General features: G+C 51.0%; 12 protein-coding genes. 6 read left to right on the top strand and 6 right to left on the bottom strand.

The window, feature by feature from the left end:
- Positions 1-93 precede the first annotated feature (93 nt).
- The 3 genes from JT719_RS09445 to JT719_RS09435 form a co-directional block, all read right to left on the bottom strand.
- Positions 94-777, bottom strand: coding sequence for an RluA family pseudouridine synthase (locus JT719_RS09445; protein ID WP_207432724.1), 684 nt, complete (start codon positions 775-777; stop codon positions 94-96).
- Between the two features lie 130 nt (positions 778-907).
- On the bottom strand, positions 908-1,726 hold the full coding sequence (gene panB, locus JT719_RS09440; RefSeq protein ID WP_207432723.1) for a 3-methyl-2-oxobutanoate hydroxymethyltransferase: 819 nt from the start codon (positions 1,724-1,726) through the stop codon (positions 908-910).
- A gap of 209 nt (positions 1,727-1,935) precedes the next feature.
- Positions 1,936-4,593, bottom strand: a complete 2,658-nt coding sequence (locus tag JT719_RS09435) for a putative LPS assembly protein LptD (RefSeq protein WP_207432722.1) — start codon at positions 4,591-4,593, stop codon at positions 1,936-1,938.
- Between the two features lie 115 nt (positions 4,594-4,708).
- Between JT719_RS09435 and JT719_RS09430 the strand changes: the two genes are divergently transcribed.
- From JT719_RS09430 to JT719_RS09405, 6 genes are all read left to right on the top strand, one after another.
- Complete coding sequence (locus JT719_RS09430) at positions 4,709-5,485, top strand: N-acetylmuramoyl-L-alanine amidase (protein ID WP_207432721.1); 777 nt, start codon at positions 4,709-4,711, stop codon at positions 5,483-5,485.
- Positions 5,486-5,499: 14 nt separating this feature from the next.
- Positions 5,500-6,507, top strand: a complete 1,008-nt coding sequence (locus JT719_RS09425) for an MlaD family protein (RefSeq protein WP_207432720.1) — start codon at positions 5,500-5,502, stop codon at positions 6,505-6,507.
- A gap of 251 nt (positions 6,508-6,758) precedes the next feature.
- Positions 6,759-8,387, top strand: a complete 1,629-nt coding sequence (locus tag JT719_RS09420; protein WP_207432718.1) for an acyl-CoA carboxylase subunit beta — start codon at positions 6,759-6,761, stop codon at positions 8,385-8,387.
- A gap of 222 nt (positions 8,388-8,609) precedes the next feature.
- Complete coding sequence (locus JT719_RS09415; protein WP_207432717.1) at positions 8,610-9,542, top strand: transglutaminase-like domain-containing protein; 933 nt, start codon at positions 8,610-8,612, stop codon at positions 9,540-9,542.
- A gap of 194 nt (positions 9,543-9,736) precedes the next feature.
- A complete protein-coding gene (locus JT719_RS09410; RefSeq protein ID WP_207432715.1) occupies positions 9,737-10,957 on the top strand; it encodes a pyridoxal phosphate-dependent aminotransferase in 1,221 nt (406 codons plus the stop codon).
- Between the two features lie 151 nt (positions 10,958-11,108).
- Positions 11,109-13,751 (top strand): S8 family serine peptidase, encoded by a 2,643-nt coding sequence (locus tag JT719_RS09405; RefSeq protein ID WP_207432714.1) that lies wholly within the window; start codon positions 11,109-11,111, stop codon positions 13,749-13,751.
- Positions 13,752-13,928: 177 nt separating this feature from the next.
- Here JT719_RS09405 and JT719_RS09400 read toward each other — a convergent pair whose 3' ends face one another.
- The 3 genes from JT719_RS09400 to JT719_RS09390 form a co-directional block, all read right to left on the bottom strand.
- Positions 13,929-14,729, bottom strand: coding sequence for a M57 family metalloprotease (locus JT719_RS09400; protein ID WP_207432713.1), 801 nt, complete (start codon positions 14,727-14,729; stop codon positions 13,929-13,931).
- Between the two features lie 402 nt (positions 14,730-15,131).
- Positions 15,132-15,935, bottom strand: coding sequence for a M57 family metalloprotease (locus tag JT719_RS09395; RefSeq protein ID WP_207432712.1), 804 nt, complete (start codon positions 15,933-15,935; stop codon positions 15,132-15,134).
- 537 nt (positions 15,936-16,472) lie between these two features.
- The gene (locus JT719_RS09390; RefSeq protein ID WP_242693117.1) at positions 16,473-17,714 is read right to left on the bottom strand and encodes a M16 family metallopeptidase; all 1,242 of its coding nucleotides are present in this window, start codon (positions 17,712-17,714) and stop codon (positions 16,473-16,475) included.
- Positions 17,715-17,875: the final 161 nt, after the last annotated feature.

Raw genomic sequence — 17,875 nt, 5'->3', positions numbered from 1 at the left:
AGAAACAAACCAAAAACGCTGCCTCTTTTCTTAGTGTTAAAACTTGGATGAAAGATAGGGGTATTGCCTTGGTGGAGCAAAGTTCTACCAGACTTAGCTTTGGAACGGCTGCCAGGCCGAGAGGCGGGGAGGAGGCGCCTGAACGGTCATCCAGGTTTTCAGGACGGGATGCTCAAAGCCCAGTTCCCGGGCGTGCAGGCAAATGCTTTTGTTGGGCATCGGCTCTGGGGCACCGTAGCGCAGATCACCCATGATGGGGCATTTGAGGGAGGCCAGTTGTACCCGTATCTGGTGAGGTCTTCCGGTCACGGGCCTGACTTCTATCAGGTATTTTCCGCCGGTGCCTTTCAATAAAGAGTAGCTGAGTTCCGCGCGTTGGCTGCCCGGTTTCTCGGTGGTCAAGGCTTTGGTGGTATTGCGTTCGGCGTCTTTCACCAGCCAGTGAACTAAGGTGCCGCTTTCTGGCTGGGGAGCCCGTTGGGTAATGGCCCAGTACACTTTTTTGGTCTTATGCAGCCGGAACTGCTCATTTAGGCGGGCCAGGGCTTTGGAGGTCTTCGCCAGTAACACCACGCCACTCACCGGCCGGTCCAGGCGGTGCACCACGCCCATGAACACGTTGCCGGGTTTCTGGTATTTCTGTTTGATGTACTCCTTGGCCAGTTCAGACAGCGGAATATCGCCGGTTTCATCGCCCTGCACCAGCACGCCGCTCGGTTTGTTGACCACCAGAATATGGTTGTCTTCAAAAAGCACATCAAGCGGAGGAGAGGGCATACGGTTTTTAAGCTGATTTGATGAAACTAGGCGGAAAACGAGAAAACAGATTGCTGATTGTTCCTGGTTGATTGTTTAGGATTTCCCGTAAAAGAACAACAATCAACAAAGAACAATCAGCAATCAACAATTAATACGCTTCTTTCTCGCTGGGGAAGTCTTTGGATTTAACATCGCGTACGTAGCTGCTCACCGCATCGGTGATGGTTTGGTGCAGCTCGGCGTACCGGCGAAGGAATCTTGGTTTGAACTCTTTGGTGATGCCCAAGAGATCATGCACCACCAACACCTGGCCGTCTACGTGCGGACCAGCCCCGATGCCGATGATAGGGATTTGCAGTTCATCGGCTACGCGTTTGGCCAGGGCGGCCGGAATTTTCTCCAGCACAATGGAAAAACAGCCCAGTTCCTGCAGAAGGCGGGCATCGGAAAGGAGTTTCTCCGCCTCGGCCTCTTCTTTCGCACGCACTGAGTAAGTCCCGAATTTATAGATAGACTGCGGGGTCAAGCCCAGATGGCCCATCACGGGTACTCCGGCACTCAAAATGCGCACCACTGAATCTTTGATCTCTTCTCCGCCTTCCAGTTTCACGCCGTGGGCCCCTGACTCTTTCATGATCCGGATGGCCGAACGGAGCGCCTCAGACGAATTGCCCTGGTAAGAACCAAACGGAAGGTCTACCACCACAAATGCCCGGTTGGTGCCACGCACCACCGAAGAAGCGTGATAGATCATCTGGTCCAGGGTGATGGGCAAGGTAGTCTCATGCCCCGCCATCACGTTGGAGGCCGAGTCACCCACCAGCAATACATCTACCCCGGCGCCATCCAGCAGAGTGGCCATGGAGAAGTCATAGGCCGTGAGCATGGAGATTTTCTCGCCGCGCTCTTTCATGGCCTGCAATTGATGAGTGGTGACAACCTTCACCTCGTTTTTCGCAACTGACATGCTATTGAGATTTTGTACTTGGGCAAAGGTAAGGGGTGCGTACTTAAGAATCCGGAATTAGGGAGTAGAAATTACAGCAAACCCGCAAAACTGTAACCCATCTGGCTCAAACGGAATACCTTACAACCTCACCTGTTTTCATGTTTCTTTCTGCAAAACGGCCCAAAAACAGAGCGGCCATCTCTGGAGGAGATGGCCGCTCTGTTTTATCAACCAAACGGGCGCCCGGTGGCGCTGTTGCTTCTTCTGATGCGCAGGTCCCGCAGGAGCGAAGACTTGGCGTTGATGTTGATGGAGTAACGCTGCAGTACCCCAAAAGGTACCCAGTCAATGGACATCTGCCAGCAGTGCAGGTCACGGGTGATGCCGATGTTGGTGTAGCTCAGCATCTTGTTCTTGAAGTCATAGCTGGTGGTGTAGTTCACGGCCCACTTATCAGTTAACGTCACAGAACCGTTGATTCCCGCAGAGGTGGCGTTGTTCATCAGTTTATCCCTCAGTACATCGCGGGTGAAGTTGGAGGTCAAATCCACGGAGAGCGTCCACGGAATGTTGAAGTCCACGTAATCGGCGGCGGTTTGGGCGCGCTGCAAAGAAGGCAGGTTGGTGGGGGCCGCAGCTCCGGACTCGGCTTGCTGCTTCCGGGCCTGCTGGTTAAACTCAAACCCGGTGTTGAACGTCAGGTTCATGAGTTTGGCCAGTTTAAAGCCGCCCTGCTCAAAGAGGTAAATATCTCTTCTTACCCCGTTGATGTACTGGTACGGGTCAAAGGTACCGGTAAGGGTAACGCCTACGTTGTTGAACAGCTTGGTGGCAAGGTTCACGTTGATGTTGGATAACCGGAATGAGTCGGCGGCCATGTTGTAGGAACCCGAGAAGTTAAAGGCATCAATCAAGCTTACTTTCTTGAACACGCCCGCACTGTCGGTTTTCACTTTCATCTCCACGTTGTTGCTCACCGAGAACGAGATGGCACTGGTTAATCCCGGCCCCGGTACGTTCCCTTCCAAGCCCTGGAATCTGGAGAGCAACTGGGTATTCCCTAAGCTGTCTCGCTGTACCCGCTGGTAGAAACCGTACTCTGGCCTCCCGAAGTCAGGACGGAAGCTGTAAGAAATGTTAGGCGTAAGCGTGTGGCGGATGGCTTCAATCTTTTTGCCCTTTATCTGCGCTATCCCATACAAGTTAGTGGTAAGGGAGATACCGCCCTGGTACTGATAAGCGCGGTGCAAACCAGTGGTGGTATCTACAGCCAGCATGTTGGAACCCGGGATGCTGCGGTAGGTGTACTTTTTGGTAAACCAGCTCTCGCTGTAGCTTACACCCGGAGTCAGCTTGAAGAATTTGAACAAACTGATGGTTCCCAGGGTAATCGGCACGTCATGGTTGATGCTCAGGCGCGCGTTCCGGAAAATCTGCGACAGGTTAGAACCATTGATGGCTACCACGGTATCGCGGCCTCTGGCATTGGAGAACGGATACCCCAGGCTTGAACCACCCGAGATGTTGTTAGACACATACTGCCGGGCGTTCAGGTTGTACCCAATCCGGATGCCTTCAATCCAGCGGCCGGTGAGGGTAGTGCCAAACCATTCCAAAGGGCTCTGGCTGGCAACGCCAAAGCTGAAGTCTGGCAAAGTAAAGCTCATCTGCTGGACTGGTACCAGTTCGCCCTCGGCGTTGTACTGGTTACGGGTGGTCTGGCTCTGAGAGATGGTCACCGCGTAGTTGATAGGCGAATTAGGGCTGCTCTTGCGGTAAGAAACCGTTGAGTTGAACGCCGGAGACAAGGCATTCTGCGCGCTGGTAGAGTTCCGTTGGTTGTAGAACTGGCTACCGGCGTTCACGCTGGCCGAGAACTGCCCTTTGCCGGGGCGGGTGATAGGCTGGTGGCTCCAGCTGATCCAGATATCGCGGGAGTCTGAGCTGTAGTTATACACCGGGCTGGTGGTACGGCCCAGGTCAATGTCATCATTTGCTTTGATGAAGGTATGGCTTATTGAAAAGTTGCCGTTGAATTTGTACCGTTTGGTGTAGGTAGACTGTAACCTAAGCCCGTAACCGCCCAGAGAGAAAATATCACCGGTGATGCGCATGTCCATGTAGTCGTTCATGGCCCAGTAGAAACCGCCTTCCCGCAGATAGAAGCCCTGCTGTGCCGACTCCCCGAAGGTTGGAATGATGAACCCGGAACCCCGTTTTCGCGGCGAAGGGAAGAACCCGAACGGCAACCCGATTGGGGTAGGCACATCGGCAAACACCAGGTGGAAAGGTCCGGCTACCACGCGGTCACCGGGAATCACTTTCATTTTGGTGGCTTTGATATAGAAGTGGGGGTGCTCCAGGTCACAGGTGGTGTAGCGGGCGTGCCGGCCGTAAATGCTCCCCAGAGAATCACGTTTAATGGTCTCGGCGTGAATGTAGCCTTCGCCTTGCGTAGTCACGGCGCCAATTACCCTTCCTTTCTTGGTTTTGTAATTGTAGGTCATGCGCTCGGCCTGGTAGGTTTCTGCGCCGTTCTTGAACAAAGGTTTGTCCTGCAGCACGCCGGCGGTGTCTAACTGGCCCTCGGCCGTGAGGATGTTGGTTTTCCAGTCTATCTGGATATAGGCCGCATCCAGGGCAATCTCGCCGTAGTCAATGTGTGCATCGCCATACAGGTGCATGACCTGGTTGATGGCATCATACCGCATGGAATCTTTGGCCTTATAATTGATTGTGGTCTCAATATCACCGCGGCGCTTAGCGTTAGCGGTATCAGGAGGGGTAGTAGTGACCACAATGGAATCTTGGCGGGAAAGACGGGCATCTTTACGGACGTTCCGTACCTGGGCGCTTCCCTCCGTGCCTGATAAAAAGGCGATCACAGAAAAAAGGGCGATTGCCAAAAACTGGAGGGATCTCTTCGGATTCAAGTAAACTTTTAGTTATTTTGTTAACTAGGACAAAGTTATTAACAATAGCTTTTAACTAACGCATCTCGTGAAAAATATTGTCTCGCTTACCGTTTTTGCTTTTCTGGTTTTTAGTTCTTTCACCACGTTTGAACGGAAGGATGTAGAAATTCGGACTGTGGTTATTGATGCAGGCCACGGTGGGAAAGACACGGGTTGTCTTGGAGCCTCTGCCCGCGAAAAAGACGTGGCCCTGAAGGTGGCCCTTGAATTGGGGCAGCAGATCCAGGAGAACCTGCCCGATGTAAAGGTGATCTACACCCGCAAAACCGACACGTTTGTGGAGTTGATTGACCGGGCTGGCATCGCCAACAAAAACCACGCAGACCTTTTTATCTCCATCCACTGCAACTCGGGGCCAAGCGCCGCATTCGGGACTGAGTCCTACACCATGGGCTTGCATAAAACCAGCGGCAACCTGGCCGTAGCTACCCGTGAGAACTCGGTGATCTTGCAGGAAGAGAACTACGAGAAAAAGTATAACGGCTTCAATCCTAGCTCACCGCAAAGCCATATCCTTTTCAGCTTATACCAAAGCGCGCACATAGAAAACAGCCTTAGATTTGCCCAAAAAGTAGAGCAGCAGTTCAAGTCACGGGTGGGCCGCTCCAGCCGTGGAGTAAAACAAGCTGGCTTCCTGGTGCTCTGGAAATCTGCCATGCCAAGTACGTTGATTGAAATCGGGTTTCTGACCAACCCGCGGGAAGAGAAGTTCCTCAACGATAAAGCCAACCAAACGTATATGGCATCAGGTATATACCGAGCTTTCAAAGAGTATAAAACCGAACTGGAAGCTATGAACTAATTAACCTTACCCCTGTGAAATTTTCTAAAGAACTCAAAGTAGCGCTACTAGGCGTTGTAGCCTTAGCAGCACTCTACGTGGGCTTTCTATTCTTAAAAGGAAGTAATATATTATCTTCTACCCGTACCTATTATGTGGTGTATGACACGGTAGAGGGGCTTGCCGTCTCAAACCCGGTGCTCATCAACGGGTTCAGAGTAGGACTGGTTAAAGAGATGGTGCTGGATCAGAAAAAAGGCAACAAGATTCTGGTGGCACTGGACATAGAGAAAGACATTGACGTAGGGGACTCCACGGTAGCCATGCTGGTAAGCTCAGATCTGTTGGGCAGCAAAGCGGTAGAGCTGTACATGGGCCGCAACAAGGTGCGCTACAAAGGCGGCGAATACCTTATTCCCTTTGTGAAGAGAAGCATCACCGATATGCTATCGCAACGTGCCATGCCGGTGTTGGGAACGGTAGATTCTACCTTGCAGCGGCTGAATACCTTCCTGGACAAGGAAGCCAAGGGGAGCATTCATGCCATTTTGATGAATGCCCAGGCCACCTCAGAGGCCCTGCGCACCGTTGCCTTGTCTAACCAAGGCAACATCAACGAGATTACCCGCAACCTGGCTCAACTGACCGCCGCCCTCAGAGGTACCGAAGCCAAATTCAGCCGTTTAGCCAGCAACCTGAACACCATCACCGATACCTTAGACGTGCAGTCTGTGAACCGGGCCATTAGAGGGCTAGACAGCACCATTGCGCAGGCGCAGATGACCATGCAGCGCATCAATGAGAACAACGGCAGCCTGGGCAAGCTCATGAACGATGACTCCTTGTACAGCAACCTGAACGCCTCCAGCGCCAGCCTGAACGAACTCCTGATTGACCTGCGTGAGAACCCTAAGCGTTACGTGCACTTCTCGCTCATTGGCGGCGGAACCAAGGTAAAGGAGGCTAAAAACGTGAAGGAGGCTACCCGGGTGAAAAACGCCGACACGGTGCAAAGCGCCGGAACCGTAGAAAGCAAAAAGTAAAAAGCTGTTTATAGCCTATAAAAGCGTTTTGGGGCCGTTTTCTGGAAAGCGGACCCAAAACGCTTTTTTGTTGAATCCGTTTGAGGAGATATTCCTAACAAGTGTTAGGTGAAGTTTGGGTAATTTCTATATTTGTAAGGTTGCCCCGGCAAAGCATGCTGCAAGGTAGAAGCGGATCACTGCTTCTGCGCAGCAGAATACTTTACGCATCCACTAATTCAGTCCTTCACGCAATCACTCATTGAAAATTCATGGATATTGAATTCAACAAGAACGAAGACGCCCTCAAACAACTCAGTTTTCAGCTTAAATCCAGACTTAAGAAAGTAGCCCTGGGAGGCGGCGAGAAAGCCATTGCTAAGCAGCACGAAAAAGGAAAACTCACCGCCCGCGAACGCATTGAGTACCTTCTTGATGAAGGCTCAGAGTTCCTGGAGATTGGCGCCTTTGCCGGTGAAGGCATGTACCAGGAATACGGCGGGTGCCCCAGCGGCGGAGTGGTAACGGGGATTGGATACGTGCAAGGCCGCCAGTGCATGATTGTGGCCAATGACGCCACTGTAAAAGCCGGGGCCTGGTTTCCCATCACGGCCAAGAAAAACCTGCGGGCCCAGGAAATTGCCATGGAGAACCGCCTGCCCATTATTTACCTGGTAGACAGTGCTGGGGTGTTCCTGCCCATGCAAGACGAGATTTTCCCGGACAAAGAGCATTTCGGGCGCATTTTCAGGAACAACGCCATCATGAGCAGCGAAGGCATTGTACAGATCTCGGCCATTATGGGTTCCTGCGTGGCCGGCGGCGCCTATTTGCCCATCATGAGCGACGAAGCCATGATTGTGGAAGGCACCGGCTCCATCTTCTTGGCGGGCTCTTACCTGGTGAAAGCGGCCATTGGTGAAACCATAGACAACGAAACCTTGGGCGGAGCAACAACCCACTCAGAGATCTCCGGCGTCACCGATTATAAGTTCCAGACCGATCAGGAGTGCCTGGACCACATCCGGAACATTTTCGATAAAATGGGCGAGAATCCCAAAGCCGGTTTCAACCGCACCACATCGGCGGAGCCCAAGCTGGACCCGAAGGAGATTTACGGCATCCTGCCGCAGGACCGCGTGAAGCCTTATGACATGATGGACATCATTCTGCGGCTGGTGGATAACTCTGAGTTTGAGCCTTACAAAGACCTCTACGGCCAAAGCCTCATCTGCGGACTGGCCCGCATTGACGGCTGGGCCGTGGGCATTGTGGCCAACCAGCGCAAGATTGTGAAAAGCAAGAAAGGCGAGATGCAGATGGGCGGCGTGATCTACTCAGACAGCGCAGATAAAGCGGCCCGTTTCATCATGAACTGCAACCAGAAGAAGATTCCGTTGGTGTTTCTGCAGGATGTGAGTGGGTTCATGGTGGGCAGCAAGGCCGAGCACGGCGGCATCATTAAAGACGGCGCCAAGCTGGTGAATGCCATGAGCAACAGCGTGGTACCTAAATTCACTATCATTGTGGGCAACAGCTACGGGGCCGGCAATTACGCCATGTGCGGCAAAGCCTATGATCCACGTTTGATCTACGCCTGGCCTACGGCGCAACTAGCGGTGATGAGCGGTGCCTCGGCCGCCAAGACCCTGTTGCAGATTCAGGTGGCCTCGCTCAAAGCCAAAGGCGAGGAAATCACGCCAGAGGCTGAAAAAGAACTGCTGGACAAAATCACCGCCCGTTACAATGAACAGCTTTCTCCGTACTACGCGGCGGCCAGACTTTGGGTAGACGGCATTATTGACCCGCTGGAAACCCGCAAGGTCATTTCCATGGGCATTGAGGCGGCCAACCACGCGCCCATCACCAAACCGTTCAACGTGGGCGTGATTCAAACCTAGTTAAGAATTAGGAATTAGGAATTAAGAATTAAGAATTGTGGGAGAGCGGTTTCTTGGGTCATCCGGTTTATAACTCAAAATGAAAAATCAGCCCGGAAACGCTTTGGCCTTGATTCACGTTCTTCATAGAAGGCGTTCTGCTGAACCACTGCAGGGTTTTCCCACTTGGGGCAGCAGATTCAATTCTTAATTCCTAATTTTGAATTCTTAATTAAAAAGCCCTTGACCAATAAAGAAATAAAAGCGCTGATCTCGCTGTTGGATGACAAAGATCCGGAAGTGGTAGCGCACGTACACCAGAAAATTGTGGAGCTAGGTGATACCATCACGCCGTTTCTGGAGGAAGCCTGGGAAGAAAGCCTGGACCCCGACCATCAGAAAAAGCTGGAAGACCTGATCCACGACCTTCAGTTTAGTTCGTTGCTGCAGCGCCTGAAAGCCTGGAAAGAAGAAGGCGCTACTGACCTGCTCAAAGGCATGTGGCTGGTGAGCACGTACCAGTACCCCGATGTAACCTTGCAGCAGATAAAGCAAACCCTGGCCGAGATCTATTACGAGGCCTGGGTAAACGTGCGCCCAGAGATGCACCCGTATGACCAGGTAAAAGCCCTGAACCACGTGCTCTTTAAGCTGCACCACTTTGCGGCCAACACCAAGAACTTCCATGCGCCGGCCAACTCCATGATCAACCAGGTGCTGGAAACCAAGCGCGGCAATCCGCTTACTTTGTGCGTGATTTACCTGACCCTGGCGCAGAAGCTGGGCTTGCCGGTGTATGGCGTAAACCTGCCAAACTTGTTTGTGCTCACCTTCAAGAGCGAGTTTCTTCCGCAGTTCTACATCAACGTGTACAACCGTGGTCTCATCCTCACCAAAAATGACATTGACAACTACCTGCTGCAGCTGAACCTGAATCCGGTAGATATCTTCTATGAGCCTTGCGAGCCCATTGACATCGTGCGCCGGGCCCTCCGGAACCTGTCCTTGTCTTACGAGAAGCTGAACGACCCCGAGAAAGCCACCGAGATTGAGAAGCTGATTGATGTCCTGGCCGATGAACCCGCCAACCAGGCCTCCGAGGCCGGAGAAGGCGATGCAGAAGACGATGAGGACTACGAAGAAGGCTTTGACGAGGACGATGAAGAAGACCTGTAGCGTTTCGCTCCCGTTTTCCGGAAACTGAGCCCAAAACAGCTTTAAGCCTAGAAAGCCACTCCTTTAGGGGTGGCTTTTTCATTTCAAGGGCCAGGAGGGAGGGCCATTTTCCGGCTGTTTTCCGCAGAACAGACCTAAAACAAATTTTCTGGGCTGCCGGATATCCTTATCTTTAATGTTTCATGCATACGCTTATGATACAGAAGAGTACCCGTTTAGACAATGTTTTCTACGAGATAAGAGGGCCCATTTTTGAGAAAGCAGTAGACCTGGAGAGGGAAGGTTACCGCATTACCCGCCTGAACATTGGCAATCCGGCCCCCTTCGGGTTTGAGGCACCTGATGAGATTGTGCATGACGTCATGGTGAATCTGCGCAACGGCCAGGGCTACACAGATTCCAAAGGCCTGTTTGCCGCCCGCAAGGCCATTATGCACTACAGCCAGAGCAAAGGGCTGCCCAACGTGCATGAAGACGACATCATCATTGGCAACGGCGTAAGCGAACTCATCATGATGAGCATGCAGGCCCTGCTCAACAACGATGACGAAATCCTGATTCCCGCGCCAGATTACCCGCTCTGGACCGCTGCCGTGAACCTCTCCGGGGGCAAAGCCGTGCATTACCTCTGCGACGAAGCCTCAGACTGGTTTCCGGACCTGGCCGATATGGAAAGCAAGATCACCTCGCGCACCAAAGGCCTGGTCATCATCAACCCCAACAACCCCACGGGCGCCGTTTACCCTGCGGAGATCCTGCAAAAAGTAGTGCAACTGGCCGAGAGGCATAACCTGATTGTGTTCTCAGACGAGATCTATGATAAAATTCTGTACGATGGAGTAGAGCATCATTCCACCGCCTCTTTCACCGAGGACGTGCTCTGCCTCACCTTCAGCGGATTGTCCAAAAACTACCTGGCGGCTGGTTTCCGGGCCGGGTGGTTGGTGGCCTCGGGTAATAAAGCCATTGCCGCCTCCTATTTAGAAGGACTGAACGCACTGGCCAGTATGCGCCTGTGCAGCAACGTGCCCTCGCAATACGCCATCCAAACGGCGTTAGGCGGCTACCAGAACATCACAGATCTGGTGTTGCCCACCGGGCGTCTGCACAAGCAGCGAGAAGTGTGCTACGAGAAACTCACTTCTATCCCCGGTATTACCTGCGTAAAGCCTACCGGCGCTTTTTACATGTTCCCTAAAATTGACACCAAGAAGTTTAACATCCAGTCAGACGAGAAACTGGTGCTGGATTTCCTGATTGACCAGCATGTGTTGCTGGTGCAGGGCACCGGCTTCAACTGGGGCCAGCCAGATCATTTCAGGGTGGTTTACCTGCCTATGGTGGAGGAACTGGAAATCACCTTAAACAAGCTGGGCGATTTCCTGAAAGACTATAATGGCAGTAATACCTATTGATTAGCCCTGCTTCCTGACGGAGTGCCTGGGTACCAAGCCAGATATTTAAAAGCTATCAGGTGTGCCTGCTCAGGAAAATGGGAAGAAGATAGTTGGTGAACTCAGGAAAATTTGGTAAATTTTCTTTCTGTGTAGGTTAGAAAGCGAACGGATGGGGCAGACGTTTACAGGTAAAGTATTAGGAAGACTGCTTTGTGGGGTATGGCTCTTATTGGTAGCCGGGCCTGGGCTGGCGCAGGATATCTCTTCTACAAAGCCGGCCCACAAACTTGCTCCGGGACTAAGTAAAGTCCTGCCTCAAAAGAACGCCCAAACCTCTGTTCGGGTGCAGGTAAAGAATGTCCCTAAATTTCAGGAATGGCTGAAGGCTAACTTACCCCAACCTGCATCGATCTCCACAAAGCTGCCCAACACCTTTCTTTTTCAAAAACTTTCTTCATCACAACTCTCCCTGCTTGCCGAGTGCCCTTGGGTAACGTTTGTTGATGTAGCCGAGCGGAAACCTCAGGAGGAGGCTTACCTGCAGAATTCTGATCTGAGGGTAAACAGAGTAGAGGCGCTGCACCTGGCGTACCCAGAGGTGCATGGGCAAGGCTTGGTTGCCTCCGTGAAAGAACAACCCTTTGATACCGCAGACATCGACTTTAAAGGCCGTATACTGTTCTCAGAAGCCTTTAAGCAAGCCTCCACGCCCCACGCCACCAGTATGGCCACGCTCGTAGCCGGCGGTGGAAACTCTTCGCCGGGTGGCAAAGGGGTGGCCTGGAAAAGCCGTTTAACCGCCGCAGATTTCTCTAACCTGCTCCCCGATGATCTGAATCAGCTGAAAAGCCAGGGCGTTACCGTGCAGAACCATTCTTACGGCGTGGGGGTGGAAAACTATTACGGTTTGGAAAGCCAGGCCTATGACCAGCAGAGCCTACAGGCGCCAGAGTTGCTGCATGTTTTCTCTTCAGGCAATGCCGGTACTGCGGCTCCCGCAGATGGGCCTTACGCAAACCTGAAGGGCTTTGCCAACCTAACCGGTCAGTTTAAAATCTCCAAAAGCTCCCTGAGCGTAGGAGCTGTTGATACATCTGGTCAGGTCAGCCTGCTCAGTTCCAGAGGTCCTGCCTATGACGGGCGCATTAAACCAGAGCTGGTGGCATTTGGGGAGGCCGGAACCTCTGAGGCGGCCTCGGTGGTGTCAGGCATTGCCTTGTTGGTGCAAGACGCGTACAAAAAGCAAAAGGACGGTGCCTTGCCGTCCTCGGCCCTGGTAAGAGCGGCCCTCATTAACTCAGCCGATGACAAGGGTGCCCCTGAGGTGGATTATGCAGCTGGTTTCGGGAATGCTGATGCCTTGGGAGCGGTGCAATCCATCCTGCAAAACAGATTTTATAGCGGAACTGTAAGGCAGGGCAGTATTGATGCCAAAAGGATTACTGTACCACCAGGAACGGCAAAAGTGAAAGTGACTCTGGTGTGGCAAGATGCAGAAGGGCTGCCTAACGCGCCCAAAGCGCTCATCAATGATCTTGACTTGGTATTGAAAGAAGTAGCATCGGGGCAACAATGGCTGCCCTGGGGCTTGAGCACTTACGCCCACAAAGATTCTTTAGAAGCGCCCGCCCGCCGCCAGCCCGATCATGTCAACAATGTGGAACAGATAACCCTGGCAGCACCTGCCACTGGAGAGTTTGAAATACAAGTCAGAGGATTCCACGGCGCAGGAGAACTCCCGTTTAGTGTAGTGTATGAATTTGAGAAGGCATTTTCATGGGCTTACCCCACTGCCGGAAGTCACCTGGAAGGTGGGCAGAAAAACCGACTGCGTTGGCTAGCACCGGTCAAAAACGGAGCCACAGGCATATTGGAACTTAGATGGGAACCAGGCGGGACATGGCAAACTATCCGGCAAAACGTACCGCTAAGTACTGAGGCTGTAGATGTCACCCTGCCAGATACCGCCGCATTAGCCAGTTTGCGCATGGTGCTGGGCAGTGCTTCGTATGAAACCGGACCTGTAGTGGTAAGCCCCTCCCCAATTCTGCAGGTTGGCTACCAGTGTGGCGAAGAAGTCATGCTGTACTGGCCAAAAGCGCCGGGAGCATCTGCCTATCAGGTTTATGGGTTAGGAGCACAGTATCTGGAGCCTTTGGTGCAAACAGAAGACACCGTAGTAGTCTTAAAGAAAAGCCAAAACCCAGGCGTGTTTTACGCGGTAGCTCCCATTGTGCAAGGCAAAGAAGGGCAGAGGAGTCTCACGCTTAACTACACCCAGCAAGGAGTGGGGTGCTACATCAAAAATTTTCTTGCCAGGCAGTACGTAACCGATACGGTACAGCTCACCTTGGAAATCAGTACAAGTCTTGGATTACAAGCCATGTTTCTGGAGAGAAGGGTAAACGGTGTGTTTCAGACTGTACAGCCCATTAAAGTAGGCCAACAAACCGAGTACTTGTTAGAAGATGCCTTGCCGCAGATTGGCTTCAATGAATACCGGATCAAGGTGGTTACCCAAAAAGGGGAGGTGTTTTACAGCCAGCCAGAAAGAATTGTGTTCACCACGGAGCGTTCCATTCAAGTGTACCCCAACCCCAGCGCCGTGGGAGAGGGAGTGAATATCATTACCCAGGATGAAGATACCAACCGCATTCTGATCTATGACCAGGTAGGGCGCTTGGTGAGGGAAGTCTCTGAAGATGGAGCGGTGAAGGTGATTGACACGAAAGGCCTTGCACCGGGCGTATATTTTCTGAAGGTTTTTTCTTCTACCGGAACCCTCATCCAATCCAGATTCATCCTGCTTTAGAGAGTAAGGGGTATTAAGCCACTTGATTTTGGCTTCTTTTCCGGAAAACAGGCCTAAATCAGTCCCAAACGAGAACTCTATGCTCTTTTAAAACCGAACGTTCCCAGAGATGACGCACCCGTAAAGCAGAAAAGCCCCCGGATTTCCCGGGGGCTTTTCTGTGTATAGGTCTACTGGTTAGTAAAGGTAACCTAATGCGCTTTTATCATTTGCATTAAACGGACGGTTTTGGCCGCTGCCAATACAAGCCAGCATCCAGGAGGTAGCATCAGCCGTGGTGGGCGTGCCAGGGATGTGGATTGCTCCCACTGAACTAGCTCCTTCGTTGGTGTAAGCCCCGCCGCAGCTAAAGCTTCGGTCCATGTAATCGGTATGGCGGAACCCGATGCAGTGGCCAATCTCATGCGCTAAGATGGTAGCCAGGTAGTTCGTGTTAGGGCTCTTGCCGATGGCGTTAGAGTTCACCTTCACCGAACCGTACGGGTTACCGCCAGACGGGAAACCAGCTGAGGCCAGATAAGAACCATTGCCCCGGGCAATGACAATATCTCCGCCTGAGGACACCCGCTGGAATTTGAGAGTGATGTTTTCTGCGTTGTATCTCCGGATAGCCTCATCTAGGCCCGCCAGGTAGGTGGAAGGGAGTTGGGAAGACATGCTGATAGTGATGGTGCGGCTGGTGCCAGTGACAGTTACTAGGTTTGTGGTACGGTATTGCTCAGTTTCGCCTACCCGTAAAAACTTTGGATCATGGGGAGCGTTTAATTCCTCATCGGTTAAAAAGATATCTCCTTCTACCAGGTAGCCGCCTTCCATGGCTTGTACATCAGTAGTTCCAAAACCCATGTCATAGATTTTGGCAAGAGTTTCTTTTGAGATAGATGCTTTTTCTACAATTGCTTCTTCATCAGTGGAGCAAGAAGCGGTTCCAAGAACCAGTGCAAAAGCAGCCAATTTGAGCGTGTGTTTTACTTTCATGAAGAGGTTGTTTTAAGGTTATAAAATTAGTTTAAGATTCTTTGATTAAAGCTTGTATTAATAGTGGGTTTAGAAGGGTTGGCTGGGTTTTATACCGCCAATTTTACTAACCATTGTGGTGGTAATAAAATGGAGGAGGTGGTTGTTTTAGGGTGTACTCTTGAGACTCAAATCAACAAATTTGAGTGATGTGGCGGAATAGGGATTTGAAAAAGGAAAATCTATTTTTAATCAAGATGTTCCTTGGTGAATGGCAGGGATTGGATTGTTTTATCTTGTCAATAAAAGAGGGTAATCAGAGTCAATAGTATTGATTATTGTTCTGGATTAAGCTTGATGTATTTCTTCTAATATATACTTCTTCAGGCGAGTAATTTGCCTCGCCTGAAGAAGTATATGAGATTAATAAAGGTATTTAAGAGCGATTTTGTCGTTTGAATTAAACGGACGGTTTTGGCCGGTTGCTACGCAGGCCAGCATCCAGGAGGTGGCATCGGCCGTGGTGGGCGTGCCGGGGATGTGAACCGCACCTACGGTGCTTGCTCCCTCATTGGTGTAAGCGCCGCCGCAGCTATAGCTCCGATCCATGTAATCGGTATGGCGGAACCCGATGCAGTGGCCAATCTCATGCGCTAAAATAGTGGCTAAGTAGTTGGTCCCTGGGTTAGAGCCTAAGTACGTGGAGTTTACCAGTACCTGGTTGTACGGATTCCCGCCAGACGGGAAACCTGCCGATGCCAGGTAAGTGGCGTTGGTAGGAGATTTGGTCAATAAGATATTATAGCTGGAAGAAACCCGCTGAAACTTAATTAAGAGACCTTCGGCATTGTAGCGGCGGATAGCTTCATCAAGTGCCGTTACATAAGAAGTAGGCAGACTGGTAGAAACTGCTACTCTAATAGTACGGCCAGAACCCACATTTACAAGGTTATTGGTGCGGTACTGTTCTGTCTCGCCAACCCGTAGGAATTTCTGGTCATGTTGAGCATTTAATTGCTCATCGGTAAGGAAAATATCTCCTTCTACCAAGTAACCGCCTTCTACTACCTGGACATTATTTGTGCCAAAGCCCATGTTGTAAATCTGCTGCAATTTCTCCTTGGAAATAGCGGCCTTTTCTACTACTTCTTCTTCATTAACGGAACAAGCACTACTGCCTACTAAGAGTGCTAATAAGAGGAGCTTAATTTTGTAAAAGTTTTTCATGAATTTGATTGGGGGTTTGATTTAACGATACTTCTATTTTAAGAATATTAGATAATGAATGCAAGTTGTATTGTGTGAAATTTTAAAATAAATTTTTTTATAAAGTTAAAAATTACTATCTGTAAAAAGGTTTTGTGTTAATTTGATATAATGTATAATATGATTAACAACTTTATAATAGAACCTTGTTTTAGATGAAGATGATTAAGGGTTTTTAGTAGATTCCTAATAGTATATATAGAAAATAGGGTTTATACGTAATTTTGAAATGACGACTCAGGATACTAATAGCATGGTGCGAGTGTCAGGAAAGACGAAGGGTAAGCAGAAGTATTCTTTAGGTAGACAGGAGCCTGGCAAAGGCACTATGATAATGCTTTTAAAAGGTGTTGCTCTGGTTGATGTAATCAAAGAAGGAATTTGGTCTATCAGGAACGCCTAAAACAGAGAAGGGCCGCAATCTGCGGCCCTTCTCTGTTTTGATCATCGGTAGAAGTTATGATACTGTCTCTCTACGCTTAAAGAGACTTTGGGAGTTTACTGTGGTACATACTGCAGGAAGCTCAGGTTTTCCTCGCGCAGGGTTTCATTAGCGATTTCCATGAGGTCACCGGCCTGTACCTGGCGGATCTGCCCGAAGATGTCGTTCAGGCTTTCTACCATGTTCAGGTCCAGGATGCTTTTGCCCATCATCATCATAAAGCCCATGTTGCTTTCTTCGGCCATGGCTAACTGGCCCATGAGCTGTTCCTTGGCGGTGTGCAACTGCACTGAACCCAGGGGTTTTTCACGAAGGAGCTTCAGTTCTTTCAGCACCAGACCCGTGGTGCGTTTCAGTTGCTTTTTCTCCGTTCCAAAGTAAATCCCGAACAGCCCGGTATCTATGTAAGTAGAGTAGTTGGCGTCAATGGTGTACACTAGGCCATGTTTTTCGCGCACGGCCAGGTTCAGCCTAGAGTTCATGCCCGGCCCCCCCAGAATGTTCACCAGCATGAAGAACGTAAGCCGTCTGGGGTCTGAAAGCGCGTATGCCGGGCAGCCAATCACGCAGTGCGCCTGCTGAATGGCTTTTTCAATGACCAGGGTCTGAGGCTGGTAATCCTGGAACAGCAACCGTTCCCGGGGCTGGATCTTGCTCTGAAGGTGGCCCAGGTACTTTTCGGCTAGTTTTACCACGCGCTCCATGGGCCAGTTGCTCACCGAGCAGAACACCAGCTTATCGGTGCTCAGGTTCCGGTCAATGAACGCCTGGAAGTTCTCGCGGGTAAAGCTGCTCACGCTCTCGCGGGTGCCCAGGATGTTGCTCCCCAACGGATGGTTCCGGAACACCACGCCGTCAAACTCGTCAATGATGGCGTCTTCCGGGGTATCCTGGTACATAGACATCTCTTCCAGAATCACGCCACGCTCTTTTTCAATTTCCTTGGCCGGAAACGTGGAGTTGAAGGTGATGTCGGTGAGCAGGTCAAAGGCCTTCTCAAAGTGGTTTTCCAGCACCGAGGCGTAAAAGCTGATCTTCTCTTTGGTGGTGTAGGCGTTCAGTTCGCCGCCCACGCTTTCCAGCCGGTTCAGGATGTGGAAGGATTTCCGTTTCTGGGTGCCCTTGAAAGCCATGTGTTCCCAGAAGTGGGCCAGTCCTTGTTCATGCGGCAACTCATCTCTGGAGCCAATGTCCATCATGAAACCGCAGTGGGCAATCTTAGTGTGCGGCACCTGTTTGTGCAGCACTCTTATGCCGTTAGATAAGGTATGGATATTATAATCAGGTTGTTTCGTCAATTTCTGTGTTGCGTTTACAAGTAAAACACTGCTGCGCCAAAATTCATCCCAAGAAGGAAAAGCGCAGCCTGCAAAGGTACGGAGGTTTGGCGTGAAATGGTGAAGTTTTCGCGTTATTCGTTTTACTCCAGAATCGGGCGAAACAGGCGTGAAACGGGAGG

It is taken from the genome of Sabulibacter ruber, from assembly GCF_017355955.1.
GTDB lineage: Bacteria > Bacteroidota > Bacteroidia > Cytophagales > Hymenobacteraceae > Nibribacter > Nibribacter ruber_A.
Note: the sequence above shows the minus strand (reverse complement) of the source record. Positions and strands in the feature narration are given on the sequence as shown.